37 protein-coding genes are annotated in these 23,730 nt (G+C 32.4%); 36 read left to right on the top strand and 1 reads right to left on the bottom strand.

Features of this window, described 5'->3' with window-relative positions; all coding sequences use genetic code 11:
• Positions 1-29 precede the first annotated feature (29 nt).
• The 35 genes from rpsS to cwlD all read left to right on the top strand — a co-directional run bounded on the left by rpsS (position 30) and on the right by cwlD (position 20,108).
• The gene (gene rpsS, locus H8S10_RS03385; RefSeq protein WP_032117028.1) at positions 30-314 is read left to right on the top strand and encodes a 30S ribosomal protein S19; all 285 of its coding nucleotides are present in this window, start codon (positions 30-32) and stop codon (positions 312-314) included.
• A 21-nt stretch (positions 315-335) separates the two neighbouring features.
• Positions 336-671, top strand: coding sequence for a 50S ribosomal protein L22 (gene rplV / locus H8S10_RS03380; RefSeq protein WP_055267038.1), 336 nt, complete (start codon positions 336-338; stop codon positions 669-671).
• Positions 672-692: 21 nt separating this feature from the next.
• Complete coding sequence (rpsC, locus tag H8S10_RS03375) at positions 693-1,361, top strand: 30S ribosomal protein S3 (protein ID WP_055267040.1); 669 nt, start codon at positions 693-695, stop codon at positions 1,359-1,361.
• 17 nt (positions 1,362-1,378) lie between these two features.
• Positions 1,379-1,813, top strand: a complete 435-nt coding sequence (gene rplP / locus H8S10_RS03370) for a 50S ribosomal protein L16 (protein ID WP_040419026.1) — start codon at positions 1,379-1,381, stop codon at positions 1,811-1,813.
• A complete protein-coding gene (gene rpmC / locus H8S10_RS03365) occupies positions 1,813-2,025 on the top strand; it encodes a 50S ribosomal protein L29 (protein ID WP_032117032.1) in 213 nt (70 codons plus the stop codon). Before rplP ends, rpmC begins: the two co-directional genes overlap by 1 nt.
• A 22-nt stretch (positions 2,026-2,047) precedes the next feature.
• Complete coding sequence (gene rpsQ, locus H8S10_RS03360; RefSeq protein ID WP_055267042.1) at positions 2,048-2,302, top strand: 30S ribosomal protein S17; 255 nt, start codon at positions 2,048-2,050, stop codon at positions 2,300-2,302.
• Positions 2,303-2,333: 31 nt separating this feature from the next.
• Positions 2,334-2,702, top strand: a complete 369-nt coding sequence (gene rplN / locus H8S10_RS03355) for a 50S ribosomal protein L14 (RefSeq protein ID WP_021876949.1) — start codon at positions 2,334-2,336, stop codon at positions 2,700-2,702.
• 16 nt (positions 2,703-2,718) lie between these two features.
• Complete coding sequence (gene rplX / locus H8S10_RS03350) at positions 2,719-3,033, top strand: 50S ribosomal protein L24 (protein ID WP_055267043.1); 315 nt, start codon at positions 2,719-2,721, stop codon at positions 3,031-3,033.
• Between the two features lie 22 nt (positions 3,034-3,055).
• On the top strand, positions 3,056-3,601 hold the full coding sequence (gene rplE / locus H8S10_RS03345) for a 50S ribosomal protein L5 (RefSeq protein ID WP_055267044.1): 546 nt from the start codon (positions 3,056-3,058) through the stop codon (positions 3,599-3,601).
• Positions 3,602-3,613: 12 nt separating this feature from the next.
• Positions 3,614-3,799: a type Z 30S ribosomal protein S14 gene (locus H8S10_RS03340; protein ID WP_032117036.1), complete on the top strand. Its 186-nt coding sequence runs from the start codon at positions 3,614-3,616 to the stop codon at positions 3,797-3,799.
• Between the two features lie 29 nt (positions 3,800-3,828).
• Complete coding sequence (gene rpsH, locus H8S10_RS03335; RefSeq protein WP_055267047.1) at positions 3,829-4,227, top strand: 30S ribosomal protein S8; 399 nt, start codon at positions 3,829-3,831, stop codon at positions 4,225-4,227.
• Between the two features lie 70 nt (positions 4,228-4,297).
• Complete coding sequence (rplF, locus tag H8S10_RS03330; protein WP_055267048.1) at positions 4,298-4,840, top strand: 50S ribosomal protein L6; 543 nt, start codon at positions 4,298-4,300, stop codon at positions 4,838-4,840.
• Between the two features lie 18 nt (positions 4,841-4,858).
• On the top strand, positions 4,859-5,221 hold the full coding sequence (rplR, locus tag H8S10_RS03325) for a 50S ribosomal protein L18 (RefSeq protein WP_186837931.1): 363 nt from the start codon (positions 4,859-4,861) through the stop codon (positions 5,219-5,221).
• 20 nt (positions 5,222-5,241) lie between these two features.
• Positions 5,242-5,739, top strand: coding sequence for a 30S ribosomal protein S5 (gene rpsE, locus H8S10_RS03320; RefSeq protein WP_032117040.1), 498 nt, complete (start codon positions 5,242-5,244; stop codon positions 5,737-5,739).
• Positions 5,740-5,751: 12 nt separating this feature from the next.
• Positions 5,752-5,931, top strand: a complete 180-nt coding sequence (gene rpmD / locus H8S10_RS03315) for a 50S ribosomal protein L30 (RefSeq protein WP_005212077.1) — start codon at positions 5,752-5,754, stop codon at positions 5,929-5,931.
• Positions 5,932-5,953: 22 nt separating this feature from the next.
• Positions 5,954-6,394, top strand: a complete 441-nt coding sequence (gene rplO / locus H8S10_RS03310) for a 50S ribosomal protein L15 (protein WP_055267050.1) — start codon at positions 5,954-5,956, stop codon at positions 6,392-6,394.
• Between the two features lies 1 nt (position 6,395).
• Positions 6,396-7,673 carry a preprotein translocase subunit SecY gene (gene secY, locus H8S10_RS03305; RefSeq protein WP_186837930.1) on the top strand — a complete coding sequence of 426 codons (1,278 nt, stop codon included), beginning with the start codon at positions 6,396-6,398 and terminating at the stop codon, positions 7,671-7,673.
• A 22-nt stretch (positions 7,674-7,695) separates the two neighbouring features.
• A complete protein-coding gene (locus tag H8S10_RS03300) occupies positions 7,696-8,346 on the top strand; it encodes an adenylate kinase (protein WP_055267054.1) in 651 nt (216 codons plus the stop codon).
• Positions 8,346-9,095, top strand: coding sequence for a type I methionyl aminopeptidase (gene map / locus H8S10_RS03295; protein WP_055267056.1), 750 nt, complete (start codon positions 8,346-8,348; stop codon positions 9,093-9,095). The genes H8S10_RS03300 and map overlap by 1 nt, the downstream gene beginning before the upstream one ends.
• Positions 9,096-9,146: 51 nt before the next feature.
• Positions 9,147-9,458 (top strand): KOW domain-containing RNA-binding protein, encoded by a 312-nt coding sequence (locus tag H8S10_RS03290; RefSeq protein ID WP_055267058.1) that lies wholly within the window; start codon positions 9,147-9,149, stop codon positions 9,456-9,458.
• Positions 9,459-9,465: 7 nt separating this feature from the next.
• Entirely contained in the window at positions 9,466-9,684 is a 219-nt protein-coding gene (infA, locus tag H8S10_RS03285; RefSeq protein WP_005212092.1) for a translation initiation factor IF-1, read from the top strand.
• Between the two features lie 47 nt (positions 9,685-9,731).
• On the top strand, positions 9,732-9,845 hold the full coding sequence (gene rpmJ / locus H8S10_RS03280; RefSeq protein ID WP_016205879.1) for a 50S ribosomal protein L36: 114 nt from the start codon (positions 9,732-9,734) through the stop codon (positions 9,843-9,845).
• Between the two features lie 207 nt (positions 9,846-10,052).
• Positions 10,053-10,418 (top strand): 30S ribosomal protein S13, encoded by a 366-nt coding sequence (gene rpsM / locus H8S10_RS03275; RefSeq protein WP_055267060.1) that lies wholly within the window; start codon positions 10,053-10,055, stop codon positions 10,416-10,418.
• A 15-nt stretch (positions 10,419-10,433) separates the two neighbouring features.
• Positions 10,434-10,829, top strand: coding sequence for a 30S ribosomal protein S11 (gene rpsK / locus H8S10_RS03270; RefSeq protein WP_055267062.1), 396 nt, complete (start codon positions 10,434-10,436; stop codon positions 10,827-10,829).
• 32 nt (positions 10,830-10,861) lie between these two features.
• Positions 10,862-11,482: a 30S ribosomal protein S4 gene (rpsD, locus tag H8S10_RS03265; RefSeq protein WP_055267064.1), complete on the top strand. Its 621-nt coding sequence runs from the start codon at positions 10,862-10,864 to the stop codon at positions 11,480-11,482.
• 102 nt (positions 11,483-11,584) lie between these two features.
• Complete coding sequence (locus H8S10_RS03260) at positions 11,585-12,532, top strand: DNA-directed RNA polymerase subunit alpha (protein ID WP_055267067.1); 948 nt, start codon at positions 11,585-11,587, stop codon at positions 12,530-12,532.
• 20 nt (positions 12,533-12,552) lie between these two features.
• Positions 12,553-12,894, top strand: coding sequence for a 50S ribosomal protein L17 (gene rplQ / locus H8S10_RS03255; RefSeq protein WP_032117049.1), 342 nt, complete (start codon positions 12,553-12,555; stop codon positions 12,892-12,894).
• Positions 12,895-13,091: 197 nt separating this feature from the next.
• Positions 13,092-13,925 carry an energy-coupling factor transporter ATPase gene (locus H8S10_RS03250; RefSeq protein WP_055267113.1) on the top strand — a complete coding sequence of 278 codons (834 nt, stop codon included), beginning with the start codon at positions 13,092-13,094 and terminating at the stop codon, positions 13,923-13,925.
• Entirely contained in the window at positions 13,910-14,788 is an 879-nt protein-coding gene (locus tag H8S10_RS03245) for an energy-coupling factor transporter ATPase (protein ID WP_186837929.1), read from the top strand. The genes H8S10_RS03250 and H8S10_RS03245 overlap by 16 nt, the downstream gene beginning before the upstream one ends.
• Before the next feature lie 2 nt (positions 14,789-14,790).
• Positions 14,791-15,588 (top strand): energy-coupling factor transporter transmembrane component T, encoded by a 798-nt coding sequence (locus H8S10_RS03240; protein WP_186837928.1) that lies wholly within the window; start codon positions 14,791-14,793, stop codon positions 15,586-15,588.
• 23 nt (positions 15,589-15,611) lie between these two features.
• Positions 15,612-16,346 carry a tRNA pseudouridine(38-40) synthase TruA gene (gene truA / locus H8S10_RS03235; protein WP_186837927.1) on the top strand — a complete coding sequence of 245 codons (735 nt, stop codon included), beginning with the start codon at positions 15,612-15,614 and terminating at the stop codon, positions 16,344-16,346.
• Between the two features lie 158 nt (positions 16,347-16,504).
• Positions 16,505-16,939, top strand: a complete 435-nt coding sequence (gene rplM / locus H8S10_RS03230; protein WP_055267075.1) for a 50S ribosomal protein L13 — start codon at positions 16,505-16,507, stop codon at positions 16,937-16,939.
• Positions 16,940-16,965: 26 nt separating this feature from the next.
• Positions 16,966-17,358: a 30S ribosomal protein S9 gene (gene rpsI / locus H8S10_RS03225; RefSeq protein ID WP_032117054.1), complete on the top strand. Its 393-nt coding sequence runs from the start codon at positions 16,966-16,968 to the stop codon at positions 17,356-17,358.
• A 286-nt stretch (positions 17,359-17,644) separates the two neighbouring features.
• A complete protein-coding gene (locus tag H8S10_RS03220) occupies positions 17,645-19,258 on the top strand; it encodes a Na/Pi cotransporter family protein (RefSeq protein ID WP_186837926.1) in 1,614 nt (537 codons plus the stop codon).
• A 145-nt stretch (positions 19,259-19,403) separates the two neighbouring features.
• Positions 19,404-20,108: an N-acetylmuramoyl-L-alanine amidase CwlD gene (cwlD, locus tag H8S10_RS03215; protein ID WP_055267078.1), complete on the top strand. Its 705-nt coding sequence runs from the start codon at positions 19,404-19,406 to the stop codon at positions 20,106-20,108.
• Positions 20,109-20,243: 135 nt separating this feature from the next.
• Here cwlD and H8S10_RS03210 read toward each other — a convergent pair whose 3' ends face one another.
• Entirely contained in the window at positions 20,244-21,101 is an 858-nt protein-coding gene (locus H8S10_RS03210) for a YitT family protein (RefSeq protein ID WP_186837925.1), read from the bottom strand.
• A 314-nt stretch (positions 21,102-21,415) separates the two neighbouring features.
• Between H8S10_RS03210 and H8S10_RS03205 the strand changes: the two genes are divergently transcribed.
• Complete coding sequence (locus H8S10_RS03205) at positions 21,416-23,647, top strand: ribonucleoside-diphosphate reductase subunit alpha (RefSeq protein WP_186837924.1); 2,232 nt, start codon at positions 21,416-21,418, stop codon at positions 23,645-23,647.
• The last annotated feature ends 83 nt before the right edge of the window (positions 23,648-23,730 follow it).

The raw sequence follows: 23,730 nt of genomic DNA, 5'->3' as shown, positions 1-23,730 counted from the left end.
CCTAGAGATTATGAAGGGAGGCAAAAATAGTGAGTAGATCAATTAAAAAAGGGCCTTTCGTACACGAAGGACTTTTAAAGAAAATAGAAGAAATGAACGCTAATGGTGAGAAAAAAGTTGTTAAGACTTGGTCAAGAAGTTCAACAATTTTCCCACAAATGATCGGTCATACAATCGCTGTTCACGATGGAAGAAAGCACGTTCCAGTTTATGTTTCAGAGGATATGGTTGGACATAAGTTAGGAGAATTCGTTCTTACTAGAACTTATAAAGGACACGATTACGACGAGAAAGCATCAAGAAAGAGAAAGTAATCTCAGAAAGGAGGAACATAAATGGAAGCTAGAGCTATAGCTAAATACGTTAGAATATCTCCAATGAAAGTAGGAGTTGTTCTTGATTTAATAAGAGGAAAGAGTGTTAACGAAGCTTTCGCTATATTACAATATACTCCAAAGGATGCTGCAGTTGTTATAAACAAAGTTTTAAAATCAGCTGTTGCAAACGCAGAGAACAATCATGACTTAAACGTTGAAAACTTATATGTTGCAGAAACATTCGTAGGTGCTGGTCCAACATTAAAGAGATTCAGACCAATGGATCACGGTAAAGCATTCAGAATCAACAAGAGAACAAGTCATATTACAGTAGTAGTTAAAGAAAGAGCTTAATAAAGAAGGAGGGAAACAATAGTGGGTCAAAAAGTACATCCTCACGGACTTAGAGTAGGAGTTATCAAGGGTTGGGATGCAAAATGGTACGCTGACAAGAAGACTTTTGCAGACAACTTAATCGAAGATAACAAAATAAGAGAATTCGTAAAGAAGGAACTTTTCTCAGCTGGTATCTCTAAGATAGAAATCGAAAGAGCTGCTAAGAGAGTTAAGTTAAATATATATACTGCTAAACCAGGTGTTGTTATCGGTAAAGGTGGAGCAGGAATCGAAGCTTTAAAAGCTAAGGTTGCAAAATTAGTAAATGGAAAGAACATCTTAATCAACATCGTTGAAGTTAAGAATGCAGAAGCTAATGCTCAATTAGTAGCTGAAAATATAGCTGCTCAATTAGAAAAGAGAGTATCTTTCAGAAGAGCTATGAAGCAAAGCATCCAAAGAGCTATGAAATTAGGAGCTAAGGGTGTTAAAACTGCTTGTTCAGGAAGATTAGGCGGAGCTGAAATCGCTAGAACTGAACAATATCATGAAGGAACAATTCCACTACAAACATTAAGAGCTGATATCGATTATGGATTTGCTGAAGCAGATACAACATACGGAAAAATCGGAGTTAAAGTTTGGGTTTATAATGGAGAAGTTCTTCCAACTAAAAAAGTTGAAAAGAAGGAAGAAGTTAACGCATAAGAAAGGAGGAATAAGTCATGTTAATGCCTAAAAGAGTAAAGCATCGTAAGGTACAACGTGGTAGAATGAAAGGTAAGGCAACTAGAGGTAATTTCCTTGCATACGGAGATTTCGGTATACAAGCGCAAACTTGTGGTTGGATTACAAGCAATCAAATTGAATCTGCCAGAATTGCTATAAATAGATACATTAGAAGAGGTGGAAAACTTTGGATAAAAGTATTCCCAGATAAGCCAGTTACTGAAAAACCAGCTGAAACAAGAATGGGTTCTGGTAAAGGTTCACCAGAATACTGGGTAGCTGTAGTTAAACCTGGTAGAGTATTATTTGAATTATCAGGAGTTAACGAAGAAGTTGCAAGAGAAGCAATGAGACTTGCATCACACAAACTTCCTGTAAAGTGTAAGTTCGTTACAAGAAGAGATTTTGAGGAAATGGGTGGTGAAGAATAATGAAGGCTAGAGAGTTAAAAGAATTAAGAGCAAATAATCCTCAAGATTTAAAGGTTAAATTAAACGACCTTAAAGCTGAATTATTCAATTTAAGATTCCAATTAGCTACAGGTCAATTAGAAAATCCTATGAGAATAAAAGAAGTGAAAAAATCTATAGCCCAAATCAAAACCATCATAAGAGAAGAAGAGATCAGGGCATTTGAACAGTAAATCTGGAAGGAGGTAGCCCCTAATGGAAAGAGGATTAAGAAAAAAGAGAATCGGTAGAGTTGTTTCTGATAAAATGGAAAAAACTATCGTTGTTGCTGTTGAAACTAAAGTAAGACATCCACTTTACGGGAAAACAGTAAACAGAACTACTAAATTTAAAGCTCATGATGAAAATAATGAAGCAAAAATTAATGATAGAGTATTAATAATGGAAACTAGACCATTATCTAAAGATAAGAGATGGAGACTTGTTGAAATAGTTGAAAGAGCTAAATAAGCTTTAAAGACTGAAAGGAGGGTAAAATTCAATGATACAACAACAAACCTTACTAAAGGTAGCAGATAACTCAGGTGCAAAAGAAATCATGTGTATCAGAGTTTTAGGCGGATCAAAAAGAAAGTTCGGTAACATTGGAGATATAATAGTTGCTAGCGTTAAAAGTGCAACACCAGGCGGAGTTGTTAAAAAAGGTGACGTTGTAAAAGCTGTTATAGTTAGATCAGTAAGAGGATTAAGAAGAGCTGACGGTTCATACATCAAATTTGATGAAAACGCAGCAGTTATAATAAAAGACGACAAGCAACCAAGAGGAACTCGTATATTCGGGCCTGTTGCTAGGGAGCTAAGAGATAAAGAATTCAATAAAATATTATCATTAGCACCAGAAGTTCTATAATAAGGAGGTGGCTAATTTGAAGTTACACGTTAGAAAGAACGACACAGTAGTAGTTATTTCTGGTAAAGATGCTGGAAAGACTGGTGAAGTTTTAAAAGTATATCCAAAGACAGGAAAGGTTCTTGTTCAAGGAGTTAACATAGTAAAGAAACACCAAAAGCCAACAAGAGCAAACGCTCAAGGTGGTATAATAGAAAAAGAGGGAGCTATATTCAGCTCAAAAGTTATGTTATACTGCACAAAATGCAAAAATGCTACAAGAATTAGCAACAAAATCTTAGAAGATGGTACTAAGGTTAGAACTTGTAAGAAGTGCGGAGAAACATTCTAGAATTTGAAAGGAGGTACTTATAATGACACCAAGACTTCAAGAAAAGTACAAAAATGAAGTAGTTCAAGCGATGATTGAAAAGTTCGGATATAAAAATATTATGGAAGTTCCAAAGCTTGAAAAAATAGTTATAAACATGGGAGTTGGAGAGGCTAAAGATAACCAAAAGGTTTTAGAATCAGCTGTTGCAGATTTAACTTTAATCACTGGTCAAAAGCCAATCTTAACTAGAGCGAAGAAATCAGTTGCAAACTTTAAGATAAGAGAAAACATGGCATTAGGATGCAAAGTAACATTAAGAGGAACTAAAATGTTTGAATTTGCTGACAAACTAGTGTCAATAGCCCTTCCAAGAGTTAGAGACTTCAGAGGAGTTTCAGATAAGGCTTTCGATGGAAGAGGAAACTATTCATTAGGAATTAAAGAGCAATTAATATTCCCAGAAATAGAATACGATAAAATCGATAAAGTTAGAGGAATGGATATAATCTTCGTTACTAGTGCAAAAACTGACGAAGAAGCAAGAGAATTATTAAGATTCCTTGGAATGCCATTCGCTCAAAAATAAGGAGGGAAAACTGTGGCACGTAAAGCTATTATTGAAAAGTGGAGCAAAACACCTAAATACACTACAAGAGCTTATACAAGATGCAGAATATGTGGAAGACCACATGCAGTACTAAGAAAATTTGGTATTTGTCGTATATGCTTTAGAGAACTTGCTTACAAGGGTGAAATCCCAGGATGTAGAAAAGCAAGTTGGTAGACTTGAACCAGTGAAAGGAGGCAAATTAAATGGTTATGACAGATCCTATCGCAGATTTACTAACTCGTATTAGAAATGCAAATTCTGTGAGACACGAAGTTGTAGAAGTACCTTCTTCAAATGTAAAGAAGGCTGTTGCAAATATATTATTACAAGAGGGATACATCAAAAATATTGAAGAATATAATGATGGTGTAGTTCCAATGATGAGAATAGCTCTTAAATATGGCTCAAACAAAGAAAGAGTTATAACTGGTATAAAGAGAATATCTAAACCAGGTTTAAGAGTTTACTGTAAGAAAGACGAAGTTCCAAGAGTTCTTAACGGACTAGGAGTTGCTGTTATATCAACTTCAAAAGGAATAGTAGTTGATAGAGAAGCTAGAAAAATGGGATTAGGCGGAGAAGTTCTTTGCTACGTTTGGTAGTTTCTAAACTAAAAAGAGAAATTAACTAGATTAACATATATATCTAACAAGTAAAATAGGAGGTGCGATTATGTCAAGAGTAGGTAGATTACCAATAGCTATCCCTACTGGTGTAACTGTAACTGTTGCTGAAGGTAACGTAGTTACTGTTAAAGGACCAAAAGGTGAATTAGTTAAAACTATGGCTAAAGACATTAATATTGCAGTTGAAGACAACCAAGTTGTTGTAACTAGACCTAGCGATGTAAAAGAGCACAGAGCTCTTCATGGATTAACTAGAGCATTAATCAACAACATGATTATAGGAGTTGAAAAGGGATTCCAAAAAACTCTAGAATTAGTTGGTGTTGGTTACAGAGCTCAATTACAAGGTAAAAACTTAGTAATGAACTTAGGATTCTCACATCCAGTTGAAATAAAAGCAGTTGAAGGGATAACTTTCGAAACTCCATCAGCTACTAAAGTTGTTATATCAGGTATAGATAAGCAAGTAGTTGGAGCTGTTGCAGCTGATATAAGAAAATGGAGAAAACCAGAACCATATAAGGGTAAAGGTATTAAGTTTGAAGGCGAAGTTATCAGACGTAAAGAAGGTAAGACTGGTAAGAAATAATAGAAAGGAGTGGACCGTATGTTTAAAAAGGTAGACAAAAATTCAAGTAGAGTAAAGCGTCACCTTAGAGTACGTAAGAAAGTTTCTGGTACTCCTGAAAGACCAAGACTTTCAGTATATAGAAGTGAAAAGAATATATACGCTCAAATAATAGATGATGTAAATGCTGTTACTTTAGTATCTGCTTCAACTTTAGATAAGGATTTAAACTTAAAAGTTGGTGGAAACAAAGAAGCTGCAAAGCTTGTTGGTGAATTAATCGCTAAGAGAGCTGTAGATAAGGGTATAACTGAAGTTGTATTTGACAGAGGTGGATACGTATATCACGGAAGAGTTCAAGTATTAGCAGATAGCGCTAGAGAAGCAGGCTTAAAATTCTAATAAAACAAGGAGGGAAATCAATGAGAATCGATCCTAGCACACTAGACCTTAAGGAAAAGGTTGTTTTTATAAACAGAGTTACTAAGGTTGTTAAGGGTGGTAGAAACTTCAGATTCAGCGCTTTAGTTGTTGTTGGTGACGAAAACGGACACGTAGGCGTAGGAATGGGTAAGTCAATCGAAATCCCAGAAGCAATTAAAAAAGGTATCGAAGACGCTAAGAAAAACATGGTTAGCGTTGCTATAGTTGGAACAACAGTTCCTCACGAAATATATGGTAAATTTGGAACTGGTAAAGTTCTAATAATGCCAGCTAAAGAAGGTACAGGAGTTATCGCTGGAGGTCCAGCAAGAGCTGTCCTTGAATTAGCAGGATTAAAGGACGTTAGAGCTAAGTCTTTAGGTTCAAACAATCCAAGAAACATGGTAAATGCTACAATCAATGGTTTAGCAAGCTTAAGAACAGCTGAAGATATAGCTAAGTTAAGAGGCAAAACTGTTGAGGAAATTTTAGGTTAGGAGGTATAAGCAATGGCAAAGATAAAGGTTACTTTAGTTAAGAGCTTAATCGGAAGAAAGAAAGACCATATCGCTACTGCAAATGCCCTTGGTCTAAGAAAAATCAACAAGACTGTAGAGCATGAGGATACTCCTCAAATCAGAGGTATGATCAACAAAGTTGACTACTTATTAAAAGTAGAAGAAGTATAAGAACGAGGAGGTGCACTAAGATATGAAACTTCATGAATTAAAACCAGCAGCTGGAAGCAGAAAAGCTCCTAAAAGAGTTGGTAGAGGTACTGGTTCAGGTTTAGGAAGAAACGCTGGTAAAGGTGAAAAAGGACAAAACGCTAGATCAGGTGGTGGAGTAAGACCTGGTTTTGAAGGTGGTCAAATGCCTTTATACAGAAGACTTCCTAAGAGAGGATTCACAAATATCTTCGCTAAAAAGTACGTTTCTATCAACGTTGATAGATTAAACATATTTGAAAATGGTACAGAAGTAACTCCTGAATTATTATTAGAAACTAGAGTAATATCTAAGGTTCTAGACGGAGTTAAGATATTAGGTAACGGAACTATAGAAAAAAGCCTAACTGTTAAGGGATGCAAATTCTCTAAACAAGCGGCAGAGAAAATCGAAGCAGCCGGAGGAAAAGTTGAGGTGATTTAATATGCTATCAACCCTACGTAATGCCTGGAAGGTTCCCGAATTAAGAAAGAAATTTTTATGGACGATATTTTTAGTAGCAATTTTCAGGATAGGGATACATATTCCTGTTCCTGGGATTGAGACATCATATTTGACACAAGTAACTGAATCTGGAGGATTATTAAGTTTTTATAACTTAATATCAGGAGGAGCTTTAAAAAACTTTAGCATATTTGCTTTAGCAGTTTCTCCATATATTAATGCTTCAATCATAGTGCAATTACTAACAATTGCAATTCCTTCATTAGAACAACTTTCTAAAGAAGGTGAAGAAGGTAGAAAGAAGATACAAAGTATTACAAGATACTTATCAATAGGAATAGGATTCGTTTTAGCAATGGGAATATTCACTATGATATCTTCTCAAGGAGCTGCTACAGGATTAAATACAGCTGAAAAAGCAGTAGTATTAATTTCTTTAGTAGTTGGTTCTACATTCTGTATGTGGCTTGGAGACCAAATAACTCAAAGAGGATTCGGTAACGGGGTATCAATATTAATATTTGTCAATATCGTATCTCAATTACCAATGACTTTAATGTCATTATTTACATTAAAGGAAGCTGGTCAAGTAGGAATAGTAGAAATTACCATATTCTTAGTAGCTGTAGTTGCACTACTAGCAATAAGTATTTTCTTCTCATTAGCAGAGAGAAGAGTACCTGTTCAATATGCTGGTAAAGCTGTTGGAAGCAAGGTTATGAAAGGGCAATCTACACATATTCCACTAAGTATAATAGGATCAGCGGTTATTGCTATAATCTTTGCAATGTCAGTAATGATGTTCCCTGAGACAATAGCTAATTTCTTCCCTGGTAAGAGTTGGTCAACATGGATTTTACATAGTCCATATAGTATATTCAATAAAGAAACATGGATGTACCCAGTATTCTATGCTGTGTTCACTATATTCTTTACTTGGTTCTATACTCAAATCACTTTTAAACCAGATGAAATGGCTGAAAATCTTCATAAATCTGCAGGATTTATTCCAGGTGTTAGACCAGGAGCTCCAACAGAGAAGTATTTTGAAAAGTTACTTACTAAAGTATCTTTAATCGGAGGAGTATTTGCAGCGGTTTTAGCAGTATTACCAACAATAGTTAATAATTATACAGCATTCAAAGGAATTCAATTCGGTGGAACATCTGTATTAATTTTAATCGGAGTTGGATTAGATTTTTCTAGACAACTTGATTCACAATTAGTAATGAGACACTATCAAGGATTCTTAAAATAGATTAATAATGGAGATGATGCCCGTGAAGATAGTATTATTAGGTCCTCCTGGGGCTGGAAAAGGAACACAGGCAAAATCAATTAGTAATAGATATTCTATACCACATATTTCTACTGGGGATATCTTTAGAAAGAATATTTCTGAAGGAACCCCTCTAGGAATAGAAGCAAAGAGTTACATGGATAAAGGTCAGTTAGTTCCAGATGAAGTAACTATTAATATGGTTAAGGATAGACTTACTTGGGAAGACTGTAAAAATGGATATCTATTAGATGGTTTTCCAAGAACTGTTGCTCAAGCTGAAGCCCTAGAAGGATTTTTAGCAGATAGAAATGAAAAGTTAGATACAGCTCTTTCAATAGAAGTACCTAGCAGTTTCATTCTTGAAAGAATGACAGGAAGAAGAGTATGTCCATCATGTGGAGCTAGTTATCATGTAAAATTCAATCCACCTACTAAAGATGGTGTGTGCGACGTTTGCGGAAGTGATATAGTACAAAGAAAAGATGATACTGAAGAGACAGTTAGTGAAAGACTAGAGGTCTACGAAAGACAAACACAACCACTGATTGATTTTTATAATAATAAAAACTTATTATCAACAGTAGATGGAACTAAAGCTATAAACGAAGTTTTTGAAAGTATCTGTAGCATATTAGGAAGTGTTAATTAATGATAATTATTAAGACTGAAAAAGAAATTGACCTAATGAGACAGGCAGGAAAAATCGTTGCTGAAACTTTATTACTTGTTGAAAAAGAGGTTAAACCAGGAGTAACTACTGCTGAACTGGATAGAATAGCAGAAGAATTTATAACTAAGCATGGGGCAAAACCTTCATTTAAAGGGCTCTATGGATTTCCTGCTTCACTATGTATATCAGTTAATGAGCAAGTAGTTCATGGAATACCAGGAGGTTATGTATTAAAAGAAGGAGATATTATCAGCGTTGACTGTGGAGCAGAAATAAATGGCTTCCATGGTGATGCAGCAAGAACTTTTGCTGTTGGTGAAATTTCTGAAGAAGCAAGAAGGCTTATAACTGTAACTGAAGAATCATTCTTCAAGGGAGTTGAAGCTGCTATCGTTGGAAACAGACTATCTGATATTTCTCATAATATACAGAATCATATAGAGGCTAATGGTTTTTCAGTTGTAAGAGATTTCGTAGGTCATGGAATAGGAAAGACAGTTCATGAAGATCCTGAAGTTCCTAACTTTGGTAGACCTGGCCGTGGTCCCAAGTTAGTTGCTGGTATGGCACTAGCTATAGAGCCTATGGTTAACATGGGAACATATAGAGTGAAAACCGCAGGTGATGACTGGACAGTTGTTACTGCAGATAAGAGCTTATCAGCTCACTACGAAAACACTGTTGTAATTTTACCAGATGGGCCGGAAATATTAACACTAATTAAATAAGTGTTGCTTAGTTATAAATTCGCATGATACCAAAAGGTGGCTTGTAGATTTATGACTAAGGTAATCATCGAGGTGAAAAATTTGCAAAACAATGACTTAATTGGAAAAGTTGTTCTTTCAACATGTGGAAGAGATAAGGATCATTATTATGTTATTGTTAAAAAATTAAATGATGATTATTACCTTCTTAGTAACGGAAGGACTAAAACTATTCAGATGCCGAAGAAGAAAAAACTAAAACATTTTATTGTTTTAGAAGATGTAAATGATGAGATTAAAGCATCAATTATATCTCAACATAGAGGTGCTGATTTAAAGATTAAAAAATTTCTAAAAGAAAAAGGCATTGTTAAGGAGGGTTGATTACCTTATGTCAAAAGATGATGTAATAGAAATGCAAGGTGTAGTTTTAGAAGCTTTACCTAATGCAATGTTCCAAGTTGAGTTAGAGAGTGGTCATAAGATTCTAGCTCATATCTCAGGAAAGTTAAGAATGAACTTCATAAGAATTCTACCTGGAGATAAGGTTACTATAGAACTTTCTCCATATGACCTAACAAGAGGAAGAATTACTTGGAGAGCTAAATAAATTAAACCAATTAATTGGTTTACCATAAATAACAAGGAGGGTTAGCGATGAAAGTAAGACCATCAGTTAAGCCTATTTGCGAAAAGTGCAAGATTATAAGAAGAAAAGGAAAAGTAATGGTTATCTGTGAAAATCCAAAGCACAAGCAAAAACAAGGCTAATATAATTAAGTATTAGACATATGTATTTACAAATATTAATATATTGACTTTTTACTGAAATTTCAATATTATTATATAGGCGTTAAATTAGATGAAAATAGTTTTTAGGTACGGCTGACAATAGGAATTTTCCTATTGACCTAAAAATTTATTATAAATAAAACAAGCAAATATAAATGCATTTCAATTATCAGGAGGTGTAAATTAATGGCAAGAATAGCAGGTGTTGACCTACCAAGAGAAAAAAGAGTTGAGATAGGTCTAACATATATATATGGAATAGGTTTATCAACTTCACAAAAGATTTTAGCTACTACTGGAATCAATCCAGACACTAGAGTTAAGGATCTTACTGAAGATGAAGTAAATGAAATCAGAAACTACATTAAAGACTTATTAGTTGAAGGTGACTTAAGAAGAGATGTTGCTTTAAACATTAAGAGATTAGTAGAAATCGGTTGTTATAGAGGGATTAGACATAGAAAAGGTCTTCCAGTTAGAGGACAAAAAACTAAGACTAATGCTAGAACTAGAAAAGGTCCTAAGAAGACTATCGCAAACAAGAAGAAGTAATAAGGAGGGAAACACATGGCAGCTAAACAAGTCAAGAAGACTAGAAGAAGAAAAGAAAGAAAGAATGTTGAGCACGGTGCTGCACACATTCAATCTACTTTCAATAACTCAATAGTTACTTTAACTGATGCAGCTGGAAATGCTTTATCATGGTCAAGTGCTGGTGCATTAGGATTCAGAGGATCAAGAAAGAGCACTCCTTTCGCAGCACAAATGGCAGCAGAAACTGCAGCTAAAGCAGCTATGGAACACGGTTTAAAGAGTATAGAAGTATACGTAAAGGGACCAGGTTCAGGTAGAGAAGCAGCTATAAGATCATTACAAGCTGCTGGATTAGAAGTAACTTTAATTAAAGATGTTACTCCAATTCCACACAACGGATGTAGACCACCAAAAAGAAGAAGAGTCTAGTTATTATATAAATTCAACAGGAGGTGTAACGAATGGCAAGATATACTGGAGCTACATGTAGATTATGTAGAAGAGAAGGTCAAAAGCTATTCCTTAAGGGAGATAGATGTTATACAGATAAATGTGCTTTCGTAAGAAGAAGCTATGCACCAGGACAACATGGCGCAGCTAAGAAGAAGATGTCAAACTACGGAGTACAATTAAGAGAAAAGCAAAAAGCTAGAAGAATATACGGAGTTTTAGAAAGCCAATTCAGAACATATTATGAAAAGGCTGATCACATGAAAGGTATCACAGGTGAAAACTTACTTAAGTTACTAGAAATGAGATTAGATAACGTTGTTTACAGATTAGGATATGGTGCTTCAAGAAACGAAGCTAGACAATTAGTTACTCATGGACATTTCTTAGTAAATGGTAAGAAGGTAGATATCCCTTCATACAGAGTTTCAGTAAATGACGTAATTGCTGTTTGCGAAAAGAGCAGAGGAACTGAAAAGTTCAAGACATTTGTTGAAAATCCAAAGACATTACCAAAATGGTTAGAAGCTAACGTTGAAAACTATGAAGGTAAAGTAGTTGCTGAACCAGCTAGAGAAGACATTGACGTACCAGTTAACGAAACTCTAATCGTTGAGTTATACAGCAAATAATAAATTAATATTTGTTTTAAAACGAATATATCTTAGATTTAAGTATGGAATCAGTTGCCCTCGTAATAAGGTTGCCATTTTAAATATAAGGAGGGTTTGTACATGTTAGAAATAGAAAAGCCAATAATCGAGTGTATAGAATCGAATGAAGATGGTACTTACGGTAAGTATGTAGTAGAACCACTTGAAAGAGGTTACGGTATAACACTTGGAAATGCTATGAGAAGAATACTTTTATCATCACTTCCAGGTGTGGCTACTACATCAGTTAAAATTGACGGAGTATTACATGAATTCTCAACTGTACAAGGTGTTAAAGAAGATGTTACTGAGTTAATCTTAAACATTAAATCTTTAGCATTAACAATGGAAGGTGAAGGTCCAAAGACTATCTACATAGATGCTCAAGGACCTGGAGTAGTAACAGGTGCAGATATAAAAACAGATGGAGACGTTGAGGTTGTAAACAAAGACCTACATATTGCAACTTTAGACGATAACGGAAAGTTATATATGGAGTTAACTGTTAACAGAGGTAGAGGATACGTTACTCAAAATAAAAATAAGAGTGATGAACTTCCTTTATCAGCAATAGCTGTTGATTCTATATACACTCCAGTAAAAAGAGTTAACTTCACTGTAGAAAATACAAGAGTTGGTCAAATTACTGACTACGATAAGTTAACTTTAGAAATCTGGACTAATGGAACTATTAAGATTGATGAAGCTATAAGTTTATCAGCTAAGATTTTAATTGAGCACTTTAAGTTATTCATGTCTTTAGGAGTAGCTACTAACGACGTTGAAATTATGATAGAAAAAGAAGAAGACAAAAAGGAAAAAGTCCTAGAAATGACAGTTGAAGAACTAGATCTTTCAGTTAGATCATATAACTGTTTAAAGAGAGCTGGTATCAACACTGTTCAAGAATTAGCTAACAAATCAATGGACGACATGATGAAAGTTAGAAATCTAGGAAAGAAATCCTTAGAAGAAGTTGAAAGAAAGCTTAAGGAATTAGGCTTAAGCTTAAAACTAAGCGACGAGTAGTAAGTAAGGAGGTAAATTCCATGGCAGGTTATCGTAAGTTAGGTCTTTCTACAGACCAAAGAAGAGCTATGTTAAGAAGTCTTGTTACAAGCTTTTTAAAGCATGGTAAAATAGAGACTACTGAAACAAGAGCTAAAGAAGCTAGAAGTATAGCTGAAAAAATGATCACTCTTGCTAAGAGAGGAGATCTTCACGCTAGAAGACAAGTTTTATCTTACGTTTTAGAAGAAGAAGTAGTTAAAACTTTATTTGAAGAAATCGCTCCAAAGTATGCTGACAGAAATGGTGGATATACTAGAATGATTAAAAAAGGCCCTAGAAGAGGGGACGGAGCTGAAGTTGTTATACTTGAATTAGTATAATATATTAGGGGATTAAGTTAATACTTAATCCCCATTTTGTATATAATTAGATATTATATAAAAATTTTAACTTTTTATTTAAAGTATATACACTTGTAAATAATTTAACATGATATATAATTAATTTATGGAAAAAATATAAAGTTTTTATATGATATTTATTATTACTTTCTAAGGGAGGGATTGAATTGACAAAAATGATTGAGTGTAAGAACTTAGTTTTTAAATATGATAATTTTGAAGATAAAGCTCCAAAATATGCTATCAATGGTGTAAATCTTGAAGTAGAAAAAGGGGAATTTCTAGTTATATTAGGACATAATGGATCAGGAAAATCAACGATAGCAAAGCATATGAATGCTTTATTATTACCAAGTGAAGGAACTGTAGTTGTAAATGGATTAAATACTTCAGAGGATAATAATTTATGGGAAATAAGAGCAGCAGCAGGCATGGTTTTTCAAAATCCAGATAATCAATTAGTCGCTACTATAGTTGAAGAAGATGTAGCTTTTGGACCAGAGAATTTAGGAGTACCTCCTGAGGAAATTAGACAAAGAGTTGATGAAGCTCTAGAAAAAGTAGGTATGCTTGAATATAAGAAACATGCTCCACATTTATTATCAGGTGGACAAAAGCAAAGAATTGCTATTGCAGGTATTTTAGCAATGAAGCCTAAATGTATAATATTTGATGAGCCTACGGCTATGTTAGACCCATCAGGACGCAAAGAGGTTTTACGTAATATAAAAGAGGTAAACAAGAAATATGGAATAACTGTTGTATTAATAACTCACTATATGGATGAAGCTGCAGAAGCTGATAGAGTTATAGTTATGGATGGTGGTAAAGTTATTTTAGAAGGAATACCTAGAGATGTCTTTTCACAAGTTAAGAAAATGAAAGATATAGGATTAGATGTACCACAGGTTACAGAGTTATGCTATGAGCTACAAAAAGCTGGTATAGATATAGATACTAAAATTTTAAATGTGAATGAGATGGTGAGTGCGTTATGTCAATTAAAATAGAGAATTTAACACATATCTATATGCCAAAAACTCCTTTTGAAAAAAAAGCATTAGATGATGTTAATTTATATATAGAAGATGGAGAATTTATAGCATTAATAGGACATACTGGTTCTGGAAAATCAACATTGATTCAACATCTAAATGGATTATTAGAACCAAGTTCAGGGAAGATAATAATTGATGATATCGATATAACTGAAAAAGGTGTTAAATTATCAGATATAAGAAAAAAAGTAGGATTGGTATTTCAATATCCAGAGTATCAATTATTTGAGGAAACTATTGAAAAGGATATAGCTTTTGGACCTACTAACTTAGGATTAGGGCAAGATGAGATATTAATTAGAGTTAAAAGAGCTATGGAAATGGTTGGCCTTGATTATGAAAAATATAAAGATGTATCTCCATTTGAGTTAAGTGGAGGACAAAAAAGAAGAGTTGCTATTGCAGGTGTTATAGCAATGGAACCAAAAGTTTTAATTTTAGATGAACCTACAGCAGGATTAGACCCAAAAGGTAGAGAAGATATTTTATCTCAGATTAAAAAGCTTCATGAAGAGTATAAAATGACTATTATTTTAGTTAGTCATAGTATGGAGGATGTAGGTAAGCTTGCTAAAAGAATAATAGTTATGAATCATGGAAAAGTAGCGTTACAAGGAGAACCTAAAGATGTATTTAAGGAAATTGATACATTAGAGGAGATTGGATTAGGAGCACCGCAGGTTACTTATTTAATGAGAGAATTAAGAAGAAGAGGATTTAATGTTTCTGATGAGATATTTACAGTTGAACAGTGTAAAAAGGAATTATTAAGAGTTCTTCTGAATGATAAAAAAATTAATATGGGAGAAAAGTAATTATGATTAAGGATATAACTATAGGACAATATTTGCCTGGCGATTCATTTGTTCATAAGCTAGACCCTAGAACTAAGATATTATTATCAATATTATTTATAGTTTGCTTATTTGTAATTGATAAATTTGTAGGGTATGCGTTTGTTGTTGCTTTTTTAGCATTGGTGGTATACATTTCACAAATACCCCCTAGATATTTATATAAAGGTTTAAAACCAGTATTTTTCTTAATAATTTTAACTGCAGTATTAAACATATTTATGTTAAGAGGCGGAGCTTTATTATTTGAATTTGGTTTTATTAAGATATATGAAGAGGGAATAAGAACAGCTGTATTCATGGCTGTAAGGTTAGTATTATTAATAATGGGTACTTCAGTATTAACACTAACTACATCACCTATAGAGCTTACAGATGGTATAGAAAGACTATTAAGACCTATAGGTAAAGAAATAGCACATGAATTAGCTATGATGATGACAATAGCTTTAAGATTTATACCTACATTAATAGATGAGACTGATAAGATTATGAAAGCTCAAAAGGCAAGAGGAGCAGATTTTGAAACAGGTGGTATAATTCAAAAGGCGAAGAGTTTAATTCCATTACTTGTACCACTATTTATTAGCTCATTTAGAAGAGCTGATGAGTTAGCAATGGCAATGGAGGCAAGATGCTATAGAGGGGGAGCGGGAAGAACTAGAATGAAGGTATTAAAGTTCTCATCAAGAGACTTTATAGCCTTTGGTGTTTTCTCACTTTTAGTTATAGCAAGTTTTGCAATAAGATTTGCTATGTAATATTAAATCAATAAGGTGATAATGTGAATAATATAAAGCTAACAATAGAATATGATGGAACAAATTATTATGGATGGCAAAGACAAAAAGATAAAATAAGTATACAAGAAGCAATAGAACAGGCTATTGCTTCTATTACTAAGGAGAATAGTGAAGTTATAGGATCATCTAGAACAGACGCAGGAGTTCATGCAAAAGGTTTTGTAGCTAACTTTAAGACTAATAGTTCTGTGCCTCCAAACAGGTTTAGAGAAGCGTTAAATACTAAACTACCTGATGATATAGTTATAATTAAATCAGAAGCTGTAAATGACGAATTTCATGCGAGATATAACGCAAAAGGAAAGACTTATGAATATAATCTTTTAAATACTGAGGCTCCTTCAGCCCTACTTAGAAACTATTCATATCATCCTAAGTATGATTTAAACGTAGAGGCTATGAAAGAAGCTGCAAAATACTTTATAGGAACTCATGACTTCATTGCGTTTAGAAGTCAAGGAAGCTCAGTAAAAGGAACTGTAAGAACTATTTTCGATTTAAAAGTAGAAGAAAAAGATGAAATAATAAAAATTTCTGTTACAGGTGATGGTTTTTTATATAATATGGTTAGAATAATAGTTGGAACACTTATTGAAGTAGGCCGTGGAAAAACTAAACCGGAAGATATCAAAGAAATTATATTAAAAAAAGATAGGAAATTAGCAGGATTCTGTGTACCTGCAAAAGGATTATTTCTTAAAGAAGTTTATTATTAAAAAAATTTAAAAATTTGTTGACACACCCGAAACCGTGTATTATAATAAGTTTTGTTTGTTAGAATATTTATGTAGGTAAGATCCGCTAGCCCAGGATCTTAACATAAATCGGTAATTATAAAAAATTACTTTAAATGTAAGTTCAGGGAGGGAAAAACATGAAATCATACATTGCAAAACCACAAGAAGTTGAAAGAAAATGGTATGTTGTTGACGCTGCTGGAAAGCCACTAGGAAGAGTTGCTTCTCAAGTTGCTTCTATCTTAAGAGGAAAGAACAAGCCAACATTCACACCAAACGTTGACTGCGGAGATCACGTAATAGTAATCAATGCTGAACAAGTTGTTTTAACTGGTAAGAAGTTAGATCAAAAAATGATGAGAAAATACAGCGGATACGTTGGTGGATTAAAGGAAACTCCATACAGAGAAGTTTTAGCTAAGAAGCCAGAATTCGCTATGGAAGAAGCTGTTAGAAGAATGCTTCCATCAGGAGTATTAGGAAGAAAAATGCTTGGAAAATTAAAAGTATATAGAGGTGCTGAGCACAATCACGAAGCTCAAAAACCAGAAGTACTTGAATTAAAGTACTAATACAATCTCGGGAGGAGGAATAAAAAATGGCAAAAGTTCAATACATGGGTACTGGAAGAAGAAAGAAATCAGTTGCAAGAGTAAGACTTGTACCAGGAAATGGTAATGTAGTTATCAATAAAAGAGATATCGAAACATACTTCGGTTTAGAAACTTTAAGAATGATCGTTAACCAACCATTAGTTTTAACAGGAACTAAGGAAAAGTTCGACGTTTTAGTTAATGTTCACGGTGGTGGATTCACAGGTCAAGCTGGAGCTATCAGACACGGAATAACTAGAGCTTTAATAAAATCAGATGAAAACTTAAAATCTGAATTAAAGAAAGCTGGTTTCGTAACAAGAGACCCAAGAATGAAGGAAAGAAAGAAATACGGTCTTAAAAAGGCTAGAAGAGCTCCACAATTCTCTAAGAGATAGTTTGGTGTTCCAAGAGAGGTTTTTACCTCTCTTTTTTTATGTCAATATATTCATTAATTTGTTCCAGGTAATTATTTATTTTTAGCTAAGATAAATTTAGTTATATTAAATCTATGTTAAAAAACAGATACAACGCTTAACAATTGTTAAGAAGTATTGTAAACTTACTCTGTAATATAAATTTGTAATAAGTGAGAATCAAAATTTTATATTTTGTAAGTGAAACTTGCACATGTTCTTATGGGGGAAGGAGTTTCATTTATATGGAGAAAAGGAGATTATTATTTTGGATACTTTAATGGTTATAATCAAATTATTAGGCGGTTTAGGACTATTTATCTATGGTATGAAGTTAATGGGAGATGGTCTTGAAAATGCTGCAGGAGAAGGCTTAAAAAAGATACTTGAAAAAGTAACTAAGAATCCAATTATAGCGGTTACAGTTGGTGCAATAGTAACTGCAGTCATTCAAAGTAGTAGTGCTACCACAGTAATGGTAGTAGGATTTGTTAATGCAGGTCTTATGAATCTTGCACAAGCAGCAGGAATCATAATGGGAGCTAATATTGGTACAACAATAACGGCTCAACTTGTAGCTTTTAAATTAAGCACAATAGCTCCAATATTTGTTTTTATTGGTGCTATGATAGTTATGTTTGTAAAGGTAAAGAGAAAAAGAGAAATTGGTAATATTATTTTAGGATTTGGTATTTTATTCACTGGAATGGGATCAATGAGCTCAGCAATGAAGCCTTTAACAGATTCAGTAGTATTCCAACAAATATTATCAACAGTTGGAGGAAACTTATTCTTAGGAGTTCTTGCAGGGGCAGTAATAACTGCAATATTACAAAGTTCTTCAGCAACTACAGGTATTTTAGTTGCATTAGCAACAGCTGGAGCATTAGATATAAATCAAGCATTACCAATTATAATGGGATGTAATATAGGTACTTGTGTAACAGCAATGATAGCTACAGTTGGAACTAATAAAACTGCACATAGAGCAGCCTTATTACATTTAATATTTAATATAGTTGGTACAGTAATATTCTTACCATTTATAGCAAGTCATTTATTAGGAAACTTTGTTGCAGGATTTACTTCAGATGTAAGTAGACAAATAGCAAACTCACATACTATATTTAATATAGTTAATACAGTAATAATGGTACCATTGATACCTGTCTTAATTAAGATAGTTACTAGATTAATACCTGGTGATGATGATGACGAAAAGGCTGGAGTTAAGTATATTGATGATAGATTATTAGAAACACCAGTAATTGCAGCGGGACAAGTTATTAAGGAAACTATTAGAATGGCTAATAAATCTAAAAAGAGTTTAGAGTTAGCTATGAGTGCATTCAATAATAACGATGAAAAATTAACTCAAAAAGTTTATGAAAATGAAAATGTAATAAATATTCTTGAAGAATGTATCACTACTTATTTAGTTAAGTTGTCTAAGTGTGAATTATCAGATAAAGAAAAGAATATAGTTGCAGCTACATTCCATATAGTTAATGATATAGAGAGAATTGGAGATCATGCAGAAAACCTTGCAGATTTAACAATTCAAAAGATAAATAAAAAATTAGAGTATAGTGCTGAAGCTTTAGAAGAGTTAAAGTCTATTTATGAATCGACGTTACAAGCTGTAGATATATCTATTGAAAGTTATGAAAATAGAGATGTTGAAAAAGCTAAAACTGTTATGGAAGTAGAGGCTCAAATAGATAAAAAGCAAAGAAAATTCAGAGATTTACACATAAAGAGACTATATGATGGAACTTGTAACGCTTATGCAGGTGCAGTTTACCTGGATTTATTAAGTAACCTTGAAAGAATAGGGGACCATTCAACTAATATAGCCGAAAGTGTTATAGAAAATAATTAATAATTTTAAAAAAGATGTTGTAGGATTAAAGCTTATAACATCTTTTTTTATTCCGCTACTTTTAAAAATTTAATAAATGTAGAATGGTATAAAGAGTGATACATTAAAGAATACTAATATCAGATATGTATATTGGAGGAATAATATGAAGAAGATTATTATATTTGTATTTAGTATTTTTATTTTATTATCAATTTGTACAGTGTCTGCAAAAGCAAATGTAGAAAGTGATGATTCTAAAGTTATATTAATAGATCCTGGTCATGGAGGAATTGATGGAGGAGCTCAATCTAAAAATGGAACTATAGAAAAGGATATTAATCTCCAAATAGCTACAAAGCTTAAAGAAAAACTAGTTAGTAAGGGATATACAGTATATATGACTAGAGATGAAGATGAAGGATTATACCAAAAAGGTAGTACTATTAGAGAGAAGAAGCGTGATGATTTAAAAAGAAGAACAGAGATGAAGATAGAAACTAATTGTGATATATTTGTCTCTATACATCAAAATATGTTTGCGCAAAGCAAGTGTTATGGAGCACAGGTTTGGTATGCGTCTAATGATAAGAGCTCAACATTAGCTAATATAGTTCAAGATTCATTAAAAGAAACAATTAAAGATAATAATAAAAGAGTAGCTAAGCCTGCTGGTGAGGCATATTTGATTTTAAGAGATAAGTTTGATGGAGCATCAATATTAGTTGAATGTGGCTTTTTATCCAATCCTGAAGAGGAAGTAAAGTTAAAGAGTGAAGAACATCAAAATTTAATAGTTGATGGAATTTCTTTAGGAATAGATAGATATTTTAATGAAAATAGTAATAATACTAATGATAATAGCAATTAATAGATATTGCCGGGGAAATAACACGAAAGGTTAATAGATAAGAGTTAAAAGTTAAAGAATAAAATTATAATAATTTTATTGTATTAGAAACTATATTAGTAGTTTCATCTTTAACTTTTAACTCTTGATTTTTAACTATATGTTTATGAATCCTTTACCTTTAACTTCTGAAGCATCAATTATTGTAATAAATGCTTTAGGGTCAATACGAAGAATTTTATTTTTTAAACTAATAAATTGTGAAGAGGTAATAGCTACATATAACATCTTCTTCTTACTGTGAGTGTATTCACCTTCAGCCATAATTGATGTAATACCACGGTGCAAGTCATTTATAACGTAATTTATAATTTCGTTTTCTTTTTCTGTAAGAATTAATAATAATTTCTTACTTGTAAATCCATTTAATACTTTATCTAAAATAGTTCCTTGTATGAACATAGAGATAAGTGTATAAAGCGCTTGTGGTAAACCGAAAATAATTGCAGCAATAGCAACTATAATTAAGTTGAATCCAAAATTAAGTTTACCAATTTCAAAATTAGAATATTTCTTTCTAATTACCATAGTTATAATATCTATTCCACCAGTAGAACCATTTCTATAAAATACAAGCCCCATACCAATACCACATAAGACTCCACCGTATATACAGTATAATAGTATGTCGTTAACTTGAATTAATGCTGATAATGGTTTAGTAATTATTAATGATAATGAAATAGAAAGCATACCTATAGCGGTATATAGAGTAAATCTTTTACTAAGAAATTTATAACTTATAAAAAATAGAGGAATATTTAATAGGAATACAGTAATACCTGATGGAATATCAGATACATATTGTAAAATAAGAGCTATTCCTGTAACCCCTCCACTTACAAGTTTTGCATTAGTTAAGAAAAGATTAACTCCTAGTGAGTAGATAAAACACCCTAAAATTATAACTACTACATCAATATAAAAGTTTTTTGATTTAAGTAAATCTTTCATTAGTGCACCTCATGTTACAATTATTATTTTTCATAAGTTTGATTATATATTAGTTTCTAAGAGATGTTAATATTATTTTAATAAAATTAGCAATAAAATATTGATAATTACGATAATATATATTAAATAGTAATAGTTATTAATTATTAAAAATAATAGATAATTTAAGCAAGTGAGAGGAAAATATGTTATTTTCTCTTTTTTTATTTATTTTTTAATTTTACAAGTATATATAGCAAAGTTATAATTAACAATATATTGTGTCAGAGTGTTGAAAAAAAGAGTAAAGTATACTATATATGGTGGAGGAAACTATGGGATATTTACAAAGAATATGTAACTATGCAGTTGAAGGATTAGAAGGGGAAAATGAAATCTATACAAGTAAGAAGCTAATAGAGAGTTGTGAAAATATAATAAGACCGTCAATGAGTAATGATGAGATTAGAAAGTCAGTAATTCAAATTTCACTTGAGTTAACAACAGATAGTGAACCAAAGTGGCAATATGTAGCTTCAAAATTATATATAGATAAACTGTATGATGACATAAGAAAAAACAGAGAATTAGAAGAAGATTCTAATGTATATAATGATTTTTATAGCTTCATAAATAATATGACAGAAAAAAAATTATATGGAGAGTATATATTAAACAGTTATTCTAAAGATGATATATATGAATTAGAGAAATTTATAAAACCAGAGAGAGATTTAATTTTTACATATAGCGGAATAGATTTATTAGCAAAGAGGTATCTAATTCAAGACTTTAGTAGGGCTGTTTTAGAAGCACCTCAACAGATGTTTATGGGTATAGCTATGCATTTAGCAATTCCAGAAAAAAAAGAGGAAAGATTGTATTGGGTAAAAAGATTCTATGATGTTTTAAGTTCGCTTAAAGCAACTATGGCAACACCAACTATGTCAAATGCAAGAAAACCATTCTATCAATTGAGTTCGTGTTTTATAGATACAGTAGATGATAGCTTGAAGGGAATATATAAATCATTAGACAATTTTGCTGAGGTTTCTAAATTCGGTGGAGGAATGGGAATATATCTTGGTAAAGTAAGAGCTATGGGTTCTACTATTAGAGGATTTAAAGGAGCTGCAGGCGGAGTAATACCATGGATAAAATTATTTAATGATACAGCTATTGCAGTAGACCAATTAGGAGTTAGAAATGGATCAGTTGCAATATGGTTAGATGCTTGGCATAAAGATTTACCAGAATTTTTACAGTTAAGAACAAATAATGGTGATGATAGAAAGAAAGCTCACGATATATTCCCAGGGCTTTGTTATCCTAATCTTTTCTGGAAGCTAGCTGAGTCTAATATAGATGCAGATTGGTATATGATGTGTCCACACGAAATAAGAACTGTGAAAGGATATAATCTTGAAGATTTCTATGGAGAAGAATGGGAAGAAAAATACTATGAATGTGTTAATGATGAAAGAATAGAAAAAAGAGTAATGTCTGTTAAAGATATAGTTAGATTAATTATAAAGAGTGCTGCAGAAACAGGAACTCCATTTGCTTTTTATAGAGATACAGCAAATAAAATGAATCCTAATAAGCATAAAGGTATGATATATTCTTCAAATCTTTGTACAGAGATAATGCAAAATACAAGTGCTATGGACATACAACGAACAGAAATAATTGATGAAGATGGAGACAAAATAATAGTAGAAAAAACTAAAGCTGGAGATTTTGTAGTATGTAATCTTTCATCAGTAGTTTTAGGAAATATAGATGTAAATTCAGATAAAGAAATTGAGTATGTAGTAGAAACTCAAATAAGAGCTATGGATAATGTAATTGATCTAAATTATTATGCGGTACCATTTGCAGAAGTTACTAATAAGAAATACAGAGCTATAGGTCTTGGAACAAGTGGTTATCATCATATGCTAGCTAATAATAAAATTCATTGGACAGAAGATAAGCATCTAGAGTTTGCTGATAAAGTGTATGAAAAGATTAATTTCTATGCAATAAAAGCTAGTGTTAATATAGCAAAAGAAAAAGGTTCGTATACATATTTTGAAGGATCTGATTGGCAGACAGGTGATTATTTTGATTTAAGACAATATAACTCACCAATGTGGAATGAATTAAGAGAAAATGTTAAAGAATTTGGAATGAGAAATGGATACCTATTTGCGGTTGCTCCAAATGGATCTACTGCTACTATAGCTGGAACATCTGAAGGTGTTGACCCTGTTATGGCAAGATTCTGGTTAGAGGAGAAAAAGGGAAGTATAATACCAAAAACAGCTCCAAATTTAAGTTGGGAAAACTTCTGGTATTATAATTCAGCGTATAACATAGAACAAAAATTATGCATACAAGTAAATGGAATAAGACAAAGACATATAGATCAAGGACAATCATTTAATTTATATATAACTACAGATTATACAATGAGACAAATAATGAACCTATATATAGAAGCATGTAAATGTGGTGTTAAATCAATTTATTATGTAAGATCTAAATCATTAACTGTTTCAGATTGTGAAAGCTGTTCAGCTTAAAACAGTGACAACTTAAAGTGAGTTAAAACTTAAGGAATAAAATCACCTGAGGTTATTTTAGAAAATTTTAATTTAAAGAAAGT

The sequence above is a fragment of the Clostridium sp. NSJ-49 genome (assembly GCF_014287725.1).
GTDB lineage: Bacteria > Bacillota > Clostridia > Clostridiales > Clostridiaceae > Clostridium > Clostridium disporicum_B.
This window is presented reverse-complemented; position numbering and strand designations above follow the sequence as displayed.

Excerpts from the sequence above, each read along its gene's own strand:
- rplF (WP_055267048.1), top strand. The coding sequence starts at position 4,298 with ATGTCAAGAGTAGGTAGATTACCAATAGCTATCCCTACTGGTGTAACT.
- rplE (WP_055267044.1), top strand. The coding sequence starts at position 3,056 with ATGACACCAAGACTTCAAGAAAAGTACAAAAATGAAGTAGTTCAAGCG.
- rplN (WP_021876949.1), top strand. The coding sequence starts at position 2,334 with ATGATACAACAACAAACCTTACTAAAGGTAGCAGATAACTCAGGTGCA.
- rplM (WP_055267075.1), top strand. The coding sequence starts at position 16,505 with ATGAAATCATACATTGCAAAACCACAAGAAGTTGAAAGAAAATGGTAT.
- secY (WP_186837930.1), top strand. The coding sequence starts at position 6,396 with ATGCTATCAACCCTACGTAATGCCTGGAAGGTTCCCGAATTAAGAAAG.
- rplR (WP_186837931.1), top strand. The coding sequence starts at position 4,859 with ATGTTTAAAAAGGTAGACAAAAATTCAAGTAGAGTAAAGCGTCACCTT.
- H8S10_RS03210 (WP_186837925.1), bottom strand. The coding sequence starts at position 21,101 with ATGAAAGATTTACTTAAATCAAAAAACTTTTATATTGATGTAGTAGTT.
- H8S10_RS03240 (WP_186837928.1), top strand. The coding sequence starts at position 14,791 with ATGATTAAGGATATAACTATAGGACAATATTTGCCTGGCGATTCATTT.
- H8S10_RS03260 (WP_055267067.1), top strand. The coding sequence starts at position 11,585 with ATGTTAGAAATAGAAAAGCCAATAATCGAGTGTATAGAATCGAATGAA.
- H8S10_RS03250 (WP_055267113.1), top strand. The coding sequence starts at position 13,092 with ATGATTGAGTGTAAGAACTTAGTTTTTAAATATGATAATTTTGAAGAT.
- rpsK (WP_055267062.1), top strand. The coding sequence starts at position 10,434 with ATGGCAGCTAAACAAGTCAAGAAGACTAGAAGAAGAAAAGAAAGAAAG.
- map (WP_055267056.1), top strand. The coding sequence starts at position 8,346 with ATGATAATTATTAAGACTGAAAAAGAAATTGACCTAATGAGACAGGCA.
- rpsQ (WP_055267042.1), top strand. The coding sequence starts at position 2,048 with ATGGAAAGAGGATTAAGAAAAAAGAGAATCGGTAGAGTTGTTTCTGAT.
- rpsI (WP_032117054.1), top strand. The coding sequence starts at position 16,966 with ATGGCAAAAGTTCAATACATGGGTACTGGAAGAAGAAAGAAATCAGTT.
- rpmC (WP_032117032.1), top strand. The coding sequence starts at position 1,813 with ATGAAGGCTAGAGAGTTAAAAGAATTAAGAGCAAATAATCCTCAAGAT.
- H8S10_RS03290 (WP_055267058.1), top strand. The coding sequence starts at position 9,147 with ATGACTAAGGTAATCATCGAGGTGAAAAATTTGCAAAACAATGACTTA.
- rpsE (WP_032117040.1), top strand. The coding sequence starts at position 5,242 with ATGAGAATCGATCCTAGCACACTAGACCTTAAGGAAAAGGTTGTTTTT.
- rplQ (WP_032117049.1), top strand. The coding sequence starts at position 12,553 with ATGGCAGGTTATCGTAAGTTAGGTCTTTCTACAGACCAAAGAAGAGCT.
- rpmD (WP_005212077.1), top strand. The coding sequence starts at position 5,752 with ATGGCAAAGATAAAGGTTACTTTAGTTAAGAGCTTAATCGGAAGAAAG.
- rplO (WP_055267050.1), top strand. The coding sequence starts at position 5,954 with ATGAAACTTCATGAATTAAAACCAGCAGCTGGAAGCAGAAAAGCTCCT.
- H8S10_RS03245 (WP_186837929.1), top strand. The coding sequence starts at position 13,910 with ATGTCAATTAAAATAGAGAATTTAACACATATCTATATGCCAAAAACT.
- rplP (WP_040419026.1), top strand. The coding sequence starts at position 1,379 with ATGTTAATGCCTAAAAGAGTAAAGCATCGTAAGGTACAACGTGGTAGA.
- cwlD (WP_055267078.1), top strand. The coding sequence starts at position 19,404 with ATGAAGAAGATTATTATATTTGTATTTAGTATTTTTATTTTATTATCA.
- rpsM (WP_055267060.1), top strand. The coding sequence starts at position 10,053 with ATGGCAAGAATAGCAGGTGTTGACCTACCAAGAGAAAAAAGAGTTGAG.
- rplV (WP_055267038.1), top strand. The coding sequence starts at position 336 with ATGGAAGCTAGAGCTATAGCTAAATACGTTAGAATATCTCCAATGAAA.
- rpsH (WP_055267047.1), top strand. The coding sequence starts at position 3,829 with ATGGTTATGACAGATCCTATCGCAGATTTACTAACTCGTATTAGAAAT.
- rpmJ (WP_016205879.1), top strand. The coding sequence starts at position 9,732 with ATGAAAGTAAGACCATCAGTTAAGCCTATTTGCGAAAAGTGCAAGATT.
- infA (WP_005212092.1), top strand. The coding sequence starts at position 9,466 with ATGTCAAAAGATGATGTAATAGAAATGCAAGGTGTAGTTTTAGAAGCT.
- rpsD (WP_055267064.1), top strand. The coding sequence starts at position 10,862 with ATGGCAAGATATACTGGAGCTACATGTAGATTATGTAGAAGAGAAGGT.
- H8S10_RS03205 (WP_186837924.1), top strand. The coding sequence starts at position 21,416 with ATGGGATATTTACAAAGAATATGTAACTATGCAGTTGAAGGATTAGAA.